The organism is Anaerococcus urinomassiliensis (assembly GCF_900128425.1).
GTDB classification, from domain to species: Bacteria; Bacillota; Clostridia; order Tissierellales; family Peptoniphilaceae; genus Anaerococcus; species Anaerococcus urinomassiliensis.
The window spans coordinates 718,462-730,952 of the sequence record NZ_LT635782.1 but is presented as its reverse complement, the minus strand read 5'-3'; the positions used below and the strand labels follow the sequence as shown (position 1 = coordinate 730,952).

General features: G+C 31.3%; 15 protein-coding genes. All 15 read left to right on the top strand.

Going from position 1 to position 12,491, the window contains the following annotated elements; all coding sequences use genetic code 11:
- Window positions 1-26 precede the first annotated feature (26 nt).
- A complete protein-coding gene (locus BQ7474_RS04530; RefSeq protein WP_073997794.1) occupies window positions 27-572 on the top strand; it encodes a DUF6648 family protein in 546 nt (181 codons plus the stop codon).
- Between the two features lies 1 nt (window position 573).
- Complete coding sequence (locus BQ7474_RS04525; RefSeq protein WP_073998796.1) at window positions 574-1,530, top strand: RluA family pseudouridine synthase; 957 nt, start codon at window positions 574-576, stop codon at window positions 1,528-1,530.
- Window positions 1,531-1,539: 9 nt separating this feature from the next.
- Entirely contained in the window at window positions 1,540-2,442 is a 903-nt protein-coding gene (locus tag BQ7474_RS04520) for an ROK family protein (RefSeq protein WP_073997793.1), read from the top strand.
- The gene (locus tag BQ7474_RS04515) at window positions 2,432-3,130 is read left to right on the top strand and encodes a response regulator (protein ID WP_073997792.1); all 699 of its coding nucleotides are present in this window, start codon (window positions 2,432-2,434) and stop codon (window positions 3,128-3,130) included. The genes BQ7474_RS04520 and BQ7474_RS04515 overlap by 11 nt, the downstream gene beginning before the upstream one ends.
- Complete coding sequence (locus BQ7474_RS04510; protein WP_073997791.1) at window positions 3,121-4,563, top strand: sensor histidine kinase; 1,443 nt, start codon at window positions 3,121-3,123, stop codon at window positions 4,561-4,563. Before BQ7474_RS04515 ends, BQ7474_RS04510 begins: the two co-directional genes overlap by 10 nt.
- On the top strand, window positions 4,547-6,022 hold the full coding sequence (locus BQ7474_RS04505; protein WP_073998797.1) for a hypothetical protein: 1,476 nt from the start codon (window positions 4,547-4,549) through the stop codon (window positions 6,020-6,022). Before BQ7474_RS04510 ends, BQ7474_RS04505 begins: the two co-directional genes overlap by 17 nt.
- 47 nt (window positions 6,023-6,069) lie before the next feature.
- Window positions 6,070-6,645, top strand: coding sequence for an RdgB/HAM1 family non-canonical purine NTP pyrophosphatase (rdgB, locus tag BQ7474_RS04500; RefSeq protein ID WP_073997790.1), 576 nt, complete (start codon window positions 6,070-6,072; stop codon window positions 6,643-6,645).
- Window positions 6,642-7,112, top strand: coding sequence for a YfcE family phosphodiesterase (locus BQ7474_RS04495; RefSeq protein WP_073997789.1), 471 nt, complete (start codon window positions 6,642-6,644; stop codon window positions 7,110-7,112). The genes rdgB and BQ7474_RS04495 overlap by 4 nt, the downstream gene beginning before the upstream one ends.
- A 10-nt stretch (window positions 7,113-7,122) precedes the next feature.
- Window positions 7,123-7,671, top strand: coding sequence for a hypothetical protein (locus BQ7474_RS04490; protein ID WP_073997788.1), 549 nt, complete (start codon window positions 7,123-7,125; stop codon window positions 7,669-7,671).
- Window positions 7,672-7,682: 11 nt separating this feature from the next.
- Window positions 7,683-8,426: an HAD family hydrolase gene (locus BQ7474_RS04485; protein WP_073997787.1), complete on the top strand. Its 744-nt coding sequence runs from the start codon at window positions 7,683-7,685 to the stop codon at window positions 8,424-8,426.
- Window positions 8,427-8,610: 184 nt separating this feature from the next.
- A complete protein-coding gene (locus tag BQ7474_RS04480; protein WP_073998795.1) occupies window positions 8,611-9,327 on the top strand; it encodes a hypothetical protein in 717 nt (238 codons plus the stop codon).
- A 34-nt stretch (window positions 9,328-9,361) separates the two neighbouring features.
- Window positions 9,362-9,856, top strand: coding sequence for a crossover junction endodeoxyribonuclease RuvC (gene ruvC / locus BQ7474_RS04475; RefSeq protein ID WP_073997786.1), 495 nt, complete (start codon window positions 9,362-9,364; stop codon window positions 9,854-9,856).
- Window positions 9,856-10,446, top strand: coding sequence for a Holliday junction branch migration protein RuvA (gene ruvA, locus BQ7474_RS04470; RefSeq protein ID WP_073997785.1), 591 nt, complete (start codon window positions 9,856-9,858; stop codon window positions 10,444-10,446). The genes ruvC and ruvA overlap by 1 nt, the downstream gene beginning before the upstream one ends.
- Before the next feature lie 9 nt (window positions 10,447-10,455).
- Window positions 10,456-11,463 (top strand): Holliday junction branch migration DNA helicase RuvB, encoded by a 1,008-nt coding sequence (gene ruvB / locus BQ7474_RS04465; RefSeq protein ID WP_073997784.1) that lies wholly within the window; start codon window positions 10,456-10,458, stop codon window positions 11,461-11,463.
- Window positions 11,464-12,486, top strand: a complete 1,023-nt coding sequence (gene queA / locus BQ7474_RS04460) for a tRNA preQ1(34) S-adenosylmethionine ribosyltransferase-isomerase QueA (protein WP_073997783.1) — start codon at window positions 11,464-11,466, stop codon at window positions 12,484-12,486.
- The last annotated feature ends 5 nt before the right edge of the window (window positions 12,487-12,491 follow it).

Here is a 12,491-nt window from a genome sequence, read left to right as displayed (position 1 = left end):
CGTCTCTATTGAGGCGGTTTTTTATTATGATGAATGAAAAGGAAAAGCTAAAGTCATTTGAGACATTTAGAAAGGAAAGCATAGATTTATTGGAAGAATCAAAACTTGATAAACAATCTTTCTTAAATGCAAACTTAAATTATATAAATAAACTAGATTTAAAACCTTTTTCCACAATCGATAATATAAGCCAGTCCTTATACAATTACCAATACTACAATCTTTTGGCAAAGAAAGTAAATATAGAGGCTAATAAGATTAGTCACAATGAGAAAAAGAAAAAGAATTATATTAGGTTAATAAATCAAAGAGAAAATTATTATTATTTGAAAGATATAGCTAGCATGAGACTATTAGAAATGATTAATTATGAGGATGTTGACAGCTATTTTATTGACCTAAAATCTAGAAGATTAAAAGGTGTAATTTTTGAGATAAATATTAAGTCTATAGACAAGGTAATACTACATTCCAAATCCAAAGTTTTACTCAAAAAACTTAGAGATAATAATGTATTTGATGAAAGTTTGAGACCATCACTTATTGATTCTTACGTCAATAAATCTTATTAGTATGATTGAAATAACATTAAACAAAAACCAAGGAAACCAAAGATTTGATCGTTTTCTAAGAAAATATTTTGAAAATGCACCCTTATCTGTTATACAGAAAAATATCAGAAAAAAGAATTTTAAAATTAACGATAAGAGAGCCAAAGCAGATGACTATGTTTACGAAAATGATAAGATAAAGATGTATATATCTGATGAAAATTATAATAAATGGCTTACAAAAACTGATTTTAAGGATAGTGATTTTAATTTAGATATAGTATATGAAGATAAAAACATTATAATTATGGATAAGGAGTCTGGTCTTTTGACTCACTCCTCAAAAAAGCAAGATTACGGCCATAATTTAGTTGACTATATGCTTTCATATTTGTATAAAACCAATCAAGTAGACAAGTCTGATAGGACCTTTAATCCGGCCGTAGTAAATAGGCTAGATAGAAATACAGCAGGTCTGGTTATTGGCGCAAAAAATGCTAACGCTTTAAGGAGCTTAAATAAAGCCATAAGGGAAAATAAAATATCAAAATATTACCTAACCTTAGTAAAGGGTGAAATCAAAGAAGCCTTTACCATTGATACTAGAATATCAAAAAATGAAAACAAGAATAAGATCAAATCATCTAAAGATGGTTCTAGAATTGTAACAAAGTTTAGACCCTTAGAAACAAATAAGAAGTACACTTTGTTAGAGTGTGAGCTAATAACAGGCAAAACTCATCAAATCAGATATTCTTTAAAGAAAAATGGAACTCCAATCATAGGTGATAGAAAATATGGGGATAGACAAACTAACGAAATTGTAAAGAAAAGATTTGATCTAAACAATCAAGTTTTACTAGCTTACAAAGTTAGTTTTGACCATGTCGACCAGCTAGATTATCTTAGAGGTAAAACTTTCAAGTCAAAAAGAATAGATGATATCGAAAATTTGAAAAATGAACTATTTAAAATGTAGGAGAATTTAATGGACAAAGTAATAGGAATAGACTTAGGTGGTACTAAGATAAATGCATGTCTTATTGACCAAGACGGCAATATAGTTGAGAGAAATAGCATAGAAACAGAAGCTAAAAAAGGTAGAGATGTTGTTTTATCAAATATTAGAAAGGCAATCTACGGTCTTGATTTCAAAGAAGCAAAAGCAATTGGTATAGGAACCCCTGGCTTTATAGATTCAGAAAATGGGGTTGTAACTTTCGCTGGAAACATCGACGGCTGGACAGGCCTAAATTTGAAAGAAGCGGTTGAAGAATTTGTCGATGTGCCAGTATTCGTAGAAAATGATGCAAACATTGCCCTAGTTGCTGAAAAATGGATTGGATCAGCACAAAATGCCAAAGATATAGTAATTATTACTCTTGGTACAGGCTTAGGTGGAGCAGTATATAACGAAAAGGGTGGATTATTGGCAGGATCTCATTTCCAAGGTGCTGAGCTTGGACACATGATATTATACCCAGGTGGAGATTATTGTACATGTGGCCAACATGGATGTGCAGAAGCATACTGCGCTGGAACAGCCCTAGGAAAAACTTACAAAAAACTTACTGGGGAAGATTTATCTGGTGAAGAAATATTATCTAGAGTTAATGAAGATCCAAAGGCAATGGAAGTTCTTGAAACTTATCAAACTAACTTAGCTTATTATTTGACAAGTCTAAGAAATATCTTTGATCCAGAAGTAATCGTAATAGGCGGTGGAGTAATAAACTCCAAAGAAGTTTGGTGGGATGGAATGATTGAAAAATTCAATGATTATTGTAACAACACCCTAAATATAAGTGTTATACCAGCTAGGTTCTTGAATGATTCAGGAGTAATAGGTGCAGGGAAAATTGCCTTTGAAAGGATGAGCAATGGAAAATAATAAGGTTTTAATCCTTGATGATGAAAGTTCAATAAGACAATTTATGAAAATAAATTTAGAGTATCAAGGATATCAAACTTGTGAGGCGGCTACAGGTGAAGAAGCTATTAAGGTTTTTGAAGAGGAAAAACCAGCTGTAGCTATACTAGATGTTATGCTTCCAGGTATATCAGGATATGAAGTTTGCCAAGCTATAAGAGAAAAATCTCCAAAAGTTGGCATAATTATGGTTTCTGCAAAAAGCCAAGACATAGATAAAATATTGGGACTAGAAAGAGGAGCAGATGATTATATAATCAAGCCCTTCAATCCACAAGAGTTAATATTAAGGGTTAGGTCCTTGATGAGAAGGGTTAACTTAACAGAATCAGTAGAAGATAAAAAAGATAAGAATGCACTTTCAGATGGACCATTTACCCTAGATATATATGCAAAAACTTTTTATAAAAATGACAAGGAAATTGACGTGACTCCAACGGAATTTACGATTTTAAAGAATTTTATAGAATCAAAAGGCAAGGCTATGACTCGTGATGAAATTATGGCTCAAACTTGGGGTGAAAATTATAGCAATGATACAAAAATAGTTGATGTAAACATAAGAAGAATAAGATCAAAAATAGAAGAAGACCCAGCAAAACCTCAATATATTGAAACTGTATGGGGAACAGGTTATAGATGGAAATAAAAAATAATTATAATATAAATATTAATAATTCATACAGGTCAACAATTATTAGATTTATAATGTTTTTTGTACTGACTGTTGTCATTGGTTTTGAAATATTTGCCTACAATAGTATCCAAAATTATTACAAGCAAAACCTAGTAGGTTCTATGCTCAACCAAGCAAAGATTAATCAGCTTATATTTGACAATTACACAAATAAATATGATTTGTCGGATATCATAATAGGTGACAAAAACGCCTTTTATAGGGGCAATGTAAGCCAAGTTCAAATACTAGACAATTCTGGCATAGTTTTGTTTGATTCGCAAGCTTCTAATGAAGTAGGCTCTCAGTTAATGAAAGCTGATGTACTATCATCAAAAGAAGGAAAACAAGGCATATACAAGTCCTACAATGAGAAAACTAAAGAAGAACTACTATCTATTAGCTATCCATTAATGGTAAATGACCAACAGGCTTGTATTCTAAGACTAACTTCATCATTAAACAAGGTAAAGAAAAAAGTTAAAGCTGATATGTTTTTTTATTTTTTATTTGGAATATTTGTACTTATAGGAGCTTATTTTCTATCCCTTGTTGCATCTAAAAAGTTAGTTGAACCGATATTAAAGCTAATTGATGTATCAGAAAAATTAGCACAAGGTGATTTTGATGCCAAGGCAGAAGTTACTGGCAAAGATGAGCTTTCGAAACTAGGCCGAACCCTTAATTTTATGAGTGAAAATATAATTAGAAGAGAAGATATGAAAAATGAATTTATATCTTCAGTATCTCATGAACTTAGAACGCCACTTACATCTATTAAGGGATGGGCTATTACTCTCCAATCAAAAGAAATTCAAAACGATAGCGATATGCTTAACCAAGGACTAAGCATAATCGAAAGTGAAGGCGATAGGCTTTCCATGATGGTGGAAGATTTGCTGGACTTTTCAAGACTTCAATCAAGCAAATTTAAGTATGATAAGAAAAATATAGATATAGTAGAACTTGTAAAAGAAGTACACACGCAGCTAAGTCCTAGGGCCAATAATGAGGATATTAATTTTACCTTCACCACTGTTTATAAAACACTTATGGTATATGCAGATAAAAATAGAATGAAAGAAGTCTTTATAAATATTATCGACAATGCCATCAAATTTACCGACAAGGATGGCAATATTGATATATTAATTGAAGTTAATCAAGACAAAATATCTATAAGTATTACTGATGATGGCGAAGGAATAAAAGAAGACGAAATAGCATATGTTGCTAGTAAGTTCTATAAAGGTTCTTCTTCCAAATCTCAAACGGGTCTTGGTCTTTCTATTTGTGAAGAGATTATTAAGGCTCATGATGGTAATATGATTATAAAAAGTAAGTATGGATCTGGCACTTCAGTTATTGTAGAAATTCCGAGGTTAAATGATGAAAAAGACAATTAAGATTTTTTGTTTATTTGTTATTGGAATAATTATATCAGCCTGCAATAAGAATTCGCCAGAAGAGCTAAATGATTTGATAGTAACGCCTGAACTTACTTCTCCTATTCTTGAAGGAACATGGCAAGTTACAAAAGTCGAAGAAATTACTGGTGTAAGTAATACTAAGCCCCCAGAAATTGGAGATAGGCTTTATATTAACAAAGACCTTGTAGCCATAAAAAATGAATATGCCTATCCACCATCCTTTAGTTCAAAATATGTAAACCTCAATAAGTACCTAGAAAATAAAGGGTATTCGTTTGATAATATTGACATAAATGAAAATGTCGTAGTGGTCAATGCATCAGAGGGTCAGTTCTTTTCAAGAGATTTTGTTAAAAGAAGTGATGAAGAAATATTTTATATAGCTGATAATAATTTAGTTTACCTATCTAAGGTTTCTGATGATGTCAACTCAGATATAATAAATTCTTACGAAGAAATTGCCAAAGATGATAGAGATAAAGAAAGTTATGATTCAGCTATCAAGGAAGATACTTCTTTACTCCTTGGAGTAAGGGAAAGAACAGACTTATCAAACAAGCAAGTAGAGTACAACTACTATACTTATCTTATTAAAATACCAAAAGATAAGGACATCAAATATCTTAAAGCTAATGATATCTTTTTGCGTGGTCAAGATGAGTTTTGGAAAGTCAGAAGCAAGAAAAGTACATTAAGTGGTCTATATGATAATATAGAGGCCTTTCCTGTAAGATTAGAAGAAAAAATGGATGATCAGACTAATCTTGATAGATATTCCTTTAAAGATTTTGATATGAATATAAGGCTAAACTTTGTCGACAAAAACTATATATCATTCTCATACCAAAGGCAGTTGTTTGACAACACCATCAACAAATATGGTTTTGTTGCTACAAATGAATTGGAAGATAATAGGCTTATAACTATAGATGAGTTTACCGGTGATAAGGATGCCTATGAACAGTTCGAATATATGGTAGTAAACGAAGCCACTAACCTGGACTCTAAGATAGATCAATCTGATATTAAAATTGATAGCACAAACTTTGGCTTGGTAAGAGATTCGGGATCTTGGGTTAGCCAAACATCTATATATACTGAAAATAGCTTGCTAAAAGCAGCTACTCAGATTCCAATGAGAAATTATGTGGAAGAAGATACACATTCTAATATTACCAGAGACCAAGTAAGAAATATAAATAATCAATTTATCGATTATCATATATTAAACAATGATAATTACATAGTAATTCAAAGTGCAGATGAGATATTAATTCATAAGATTGATAATGGAAATATAGAAAAAGAACCGCTTTTCTCTATACCAACACCAAATTCAACAGCATTTATCTCAATAGATCAGCAAAGTGGCCAAAATGCCGATACTCTAGACCAGGCATTTGTAAACAACAACAAAATTATAGAAAGTAATTAGAATCATTGAAAGAGATAAGCTAAAATGTTATTATGAAAGGAGCAAATATGACCCTATTATTCGCAACGGGAAACATAGATAAATTAAAACAAGTAGAACTTATGATTGATAATTTGAAGTCACCAAGAGACTTTGATTTAGAAGATATAGATGTAGTGGAAGATGGAAAAAATTTAAAAGAAAACGCTTATAAAAAAGCAAAAACCTACTTTGATCTAACAAAGGTGCCAACTATATCTGATGATACAGGACTATTTGTAGAAGCCTTGGAGAATAGGCCTGGCATATATGCTCATAGGTATGCAGGAGAAAATGCAACCTATAAGGATAATAGGGATAAACTGCTTTCAGAACTTAAAGATAAAGATAATAGAAATGCATATTTTAAGACAATCGTATGCTATATTGGTGCAGATGGCAAAGATTATTACTTTGAGGGAATACTTGAAGGAACAATAACTAAAGAAGAAATTGGCCAATATGAATTTGGCTACGATCAGATATTTTTACCAAAGGAATCAGATTTAACTTTAGGTCAGATGACAAAAAAAGAGATTAACCAAATATCTCATAGGTCAAAAGCTATTGAAAGCTTTGTTAAGTTTTATAAAGAGCACATATGAAAGTATTAGTAACATCAGACACACACGGAAATTATGGTCCAATTAGCGATTATATTTTAGAAAATGAAGATATTGATCTTTTAATACATGCCGGAGATGGCGTAGAAGATGTCGAAAATATCCACTATGAAACCGACATATCCTATTTTGTAGTAAAAGGAAATAATGATTTTTTCTCAAATGAATCTTATGATAAAATAATTGATATAGAAAATCAGAGGATTTTTTTAAGCCATGGCCATAAGTATGGTGTAGATTATACTTATGATAAGCTTATAGAAAAAGCAAAAGAAAATAAGTGTAACATTATAATCCATGGCCATACCCATGTATATGTAAATAAGTATATAGGTAATATGCTAATAATAAATCCAGGTACAATCTTTCTGCCGAGAGATAATAATCCAGGTTTCTTGATAATGAATATAGAAGATGACAATATAGATATAAAAAGAATAAATGTATAAAGGAGAATCAATGTCAGGTATAATCAATTTAATAAGTCAACACTCATCAAAACTAAATATTTTACCAATAATAGTAGTGATGAATATAATAATTACAATCCTTATACATTTTCTAAATAAGAAAAAAATTATCAAATATATACCATCATTGTGCTTGGGAGTCGCTTCTTTGATAATACTTTTTATTGGTTTAAGACAATTTACATCTGCTAGAGGCTTAGATTTATCATGGATAGCTGTATTTTTGGGAACAGCAGCCCTAGTAGGACTTTTCACTTGCTTGATAATAGATTTGGTAATATCCATAAGAAAACAAACATCTGAAATGGAAATATCAAATCAAAAAGATAAAAAATCATCCAAAGAAGATAAGCCAGTTATAACCAATAAAACTAACAAAACTAGAGTAGCTAAGAAAAAAAGACCAAAAGTAAAAGGCAAAGAACAAGAAAGTAAATATTTGACAAAAAAGATAAATACAAAAAATAATGTAAAAGCTAAAAGAATAGATAATTCCTCAAAAAGTAAAAAACAAACTTTTGAGGCTAAAGATAAATAAGAGGAGCTATTGTGAAAAGAGATAAGGCTGCATTTTTTGATATTGATGGTACTTTGTTCAGAAATAGTCTGTTGATAGAACATTTTTTGTTATTAACAGCTGATGGTATTATTCCTGAATCTGCTTGGAGCCAAGAGATAGGCCCGCTTTTTGAAAAATATCAAAATAGACTAGGAGCCTATGAAGATTACCTAGATAAGGCAAGCTTAGTATACCAACAAAAATTAATTGGCATAGACAAAGATACCATCAACAAATATTCTGACATAGTTATAGAAAAAAATAAAAACAAAGTGTATATGACAACAAAAAAGGCAGTAGACTTTCACAAAAATAATGGCTATAAGATCTTTTTTATATCCGGATCGCCAGAATTTCTTGTAAACCAATTTGCTCAAATTTACGGTGCTGATGAATCTATAGCAACCAAATACGAATTTGATTCAGAAAAAAAATTTACAGGAAAGGTTAGTCCAATGTGGGATGGCAGAAGCAAGCTTGGTGCTGTGATGGACCTAACCAAAAGATATAATTTGGACTTGGAAAGTTCTTATGCCTATGGTGATACTAATGGCGATATAACTATGTTTCAGTTAGTTGGAAATCCACACGCTATAAATCCTTCTTATGAACTTATTGACAAATTATATATGGACGACGAATTAAGATCCAAGACAGTCATAGATATAGAAAGAAAAGATGTTAACTATAGTTTTAATCTTTATGATTTGAATGTAATATTCAAAAAGTTTTAAATTTTATAATGAATAAAATTTTATTTTAAAAATCTTATAGGCTAAATCATTAGTATTATATGCAAAAATTAGATTTAAACGTATATTATTACTAATAATTTAGCTTTATTTATTTTGGTCGAAAATATATCTAAATAAATATAAGCTAATCTATGATAGAATAGTATAACGAGGTAATAAAATGATGAAGGCACAGTTTAGTGAACAATATCCTATAATTGAAAAACTTGAATACAATTTTTTGATAAATGAAGATGTATATTCATTGAACACTCTTATGTCTTTATTATATGATAAAAATTTCGTAAAATTTTCCAAAAATGACTACTATGTTAAAGATTACTTTATGAAGAATCTTAAAAAATATTTTTGGGATTTATCCAACATCGATCAAATCATAGATTATCTTGAAGCTTCTATCACGAGTGATATTAATAGATATGAATATCTTATATCTATCAAGGCTCAATACAGGGCATTTAGAGATAAAAAGATGGTGGATAATTTGGAATATGAGCTTATCGAATGTTTTGGTGTATCATATATGATGCGTAATTTCTCCTACTATTCTAGCAAAACTGATCCAAAAGTTAGAGAAATAGGTGAAAAGTTTATGGACAATATTTACGCTGACAAAAGCTTGGTTTCAAACCTAAAGGCTAATATGGGAAAGTTTTGCGATTTAAAAATAAGATCCAGTATATTAAATATTGACCAAAGCACTCACAAGCAGCTTAGGTTTGATACAAGTAATTTTATATATACTGAAGATATTACATTAAATCAAACAAGAAAGATTTACGATAAGTCCTTATCATATTTGTATAAGTCAATAGTAGACGTTTATGCAGAATATTATTTTAGGGGACTTATAAGAGAAGTATTAGAAAGGTATCAATAGAGCTTATATAAGCTCTTTTTTACTTATTAGAATTATGAAAATATTAGGAATAGATCCAGGAATTGCAATCATGGGTTATGGCGTGGTTGAATTTGATGGAAATAAGGTTAAAGTAATAGAAAATGGTGTAGTTACAACGTCTAGCAAAACAAAAACTCCTGAAAGGCTTAGTATTTTGTATAACAATTTAAATGAAATTATAAGAGAGCATAAGCCAGATGAGTTTGCTATTGAAGAATTATTCTTTAACCAGAATGTAAAGACAGCCATAACAGTTGGTCATGCTAGAGGTATACAAATACTGTGCGCCCAGGAAAATAATCTTCCTATTTTTGAGTACACACCACTGCAAATCAAACAAGCCATTACAGGCTATGGAAGAGCTAGCAAAATGCAAATGCAAAAGACAGTAACTACTCTCTTAAATTTAAAAGAAATACCAAAGCCAGACGATGCAGCAGATGCTCTATCTGTTGCTCTTTGTCATGCTTTAAGCCAGAGATTTAAAGAAAACTTTAGGATGAACTGATGATAGCATATATAATTGGATATGTGAGAAGTATAAGCGAAGAAGATTTTGTATTAGAAAATAATCAGATGGGTTATCTTATCAAATCTTCCTTATCAACACTTGCACTTCTAGAATTAAATAATGAGTATAAGATATACACATCTTTACAAGTAAGAGAAGATGATATGAGTTTGTATGGTTTTTATTCCAAGGAAGAACTAGAAATGTTTTTACTATTAACATCAGTTTCTTCAATCGGACCAAAAAATGCTATTGGCATTCTCTCATCTATGGGTGTAAACGATATAAAACTAGCCATAGTAAATAGTGATATAGATAAGCTCACTATAGCCAAAGGTATTGGCAAGAAAACAGCCAGTAGGATAATCTTAGAACTTATGGACAAGGTTAAAAAGATGCCTATTGAGGATAATACAAGCCCATCAAAAGTTATAACTTACACTAATGAGGACTTTGATGTAGCAAAAGAAGCACTAATGAACCTAGGTTACGCACAAAATGACATCAATAATGTCTTGTTAGAACTTAAAGATATGGATTTATCATTGGAAGAACTTGTAAAAGAAAGTCTAAAAAGACTTATATAGGGGAAGCAAATGTACGATGAAAACGAAAGAATAGTTGGATCAAACGAGTTAAAGGAAGATTTAACTAACGAAAACTCTATCAGACCGAAATGGCTAAGTGAATACATAGGTCAAGATAAAGTTAAGGAAAAACTAGAAATTTTCATAGAATCATCCTTATCAAGGAAGGAACCACTTGACCACGTTCTTTTGCAAGGACCACCAGGTCTGGGAAAAACTACACTTTCCACCATCATAGCTAATGAATTAGGTGTAAATATAAGGGTGACAAGTGGACCGGCTATAGAAAGACCATCAGATCTTGCAAGTATACTTACCAACCTATCCTATGGTGATGTATTATTCATAGACGAAATTCATAGAATCAATAGGTCTGTTGAAGAAATTTTATATTCTGCTATGGAAGATTTTGTACTAGATATTATTGTAGGAAAGGGACCAAATGCACAATCTATAAGAATCGACCTAGAAAAGTTTACCCTAATAGGTGCTACTACTAGATCTGGTATGCTCTCTGCTCCATTAAGAGACAGATTTGGGGTAATGCTTTCATTAAATCTTTACACAGCTGAAGATCTTACGACAATTATTAAAAGATCGGCAAATATTTTGGATATAGAAATCGACGACAAAGGGGCCTATGAGATTGCAAAAAGATCTAGAGGTACACCAAGAATTGCTAATAGATTATTAAAAAGAGTAAGAGATTATGCTATTGTAAAAAAAGATCACATAATTGACCATGAAACTAGTATGGAAGGTCTCAAACTCCTAGAAATAGATGAAATGGGATTAGATCCTATGGATAAGAAGATAGTACTTACCATGTATAGTAGTTTTAATGGAGGCCCTGTTGGTATAGACACAATAGCAGCATCAACAGGAATAGAAAATGTTACTATAGAAGATGTTTACGAACCATATTTGCTTCAAATTGGATTTTTAACTAGGACCCCTAGAGGAAGAGTCTTAACTAGAAAAGCTTATGAACATTATGGATTAAGATACGAGGAATAGATGAAAACAGACGATTTTGATTATTATTTACCTGAAGAGCTTATAGCTCAACACCCAGCAGAAAAAAGAGACCACGCTAGGCTTCTCGTCTTAGATAAAGAAACTGGAGATGTTAGTGATAAGTACTTCTATGATATTATAGATTATTTAAATCCAGGAGACGTTCTAGTAATGAATGATACTAGGGTTATACCCGCCAGGCTTTTTGGCCATAGAGAGGACAAAGAAGAATCCATAGAGGTATTTTTGCTTCATAATACTGAAGGAAAAACCTGGGAATGTTTAGTTCGTCCTGGAAAAAAGATGAAAATTGGAACAAAAGTTATTTTTTCAGATGAGCTTTCAGGTATTGTAAAGGATATAAAAGAAGACGGAAACAGAATTATAGAATTCTCTTATGAAGGAATATTTAATGAGATCCTTGATAAGCTTGGAAATGTTCCTTTACCTCCATATATTAAAGAAGAGCTAAAAGAAGCTGAGGAGTATCAAACAGTATATTCAAAAAATCCAGGATCTGTTGCAGCACCAACTGCTGGTCTTCACTTTACAAAAGATTTATTAGATGAGATTGAAGAAAAGGGCATCAAGCTTGCATATTTAACATTAGATGTAGGGCTTGGGACTTTTAGACCAGTAAGTGTAGAAGATGTGAACGAGCACAAAATGCACAGCGAGTTTTACACTTTGTCTCGAGAAACTGCTGATATTATAAATGAGGCACGTGAATCTGGTCATAGGGTTATAGCAACTGGTACAACAAGTATTAGAACTTTAGAGTCAGTTTATAAAAAGTGTGGGAAAATTACTGAAGATTCAGGCTGGACAGATATATTTATCTATCCAGGTTTTGAATATAAGGTGGTAGATGCTTTCATAACAAATTTCCACTTGCCAAAATCAACCCTAGTTATGCTAGTAGCTGCATTTACATCAAGAGAAATGATTTTAGACACCTATAAATACGCCGTAGATAATAAATATAGGTTTTTTAGCTTTGGCGATGCAATGTTTATTCACTAAGGAGT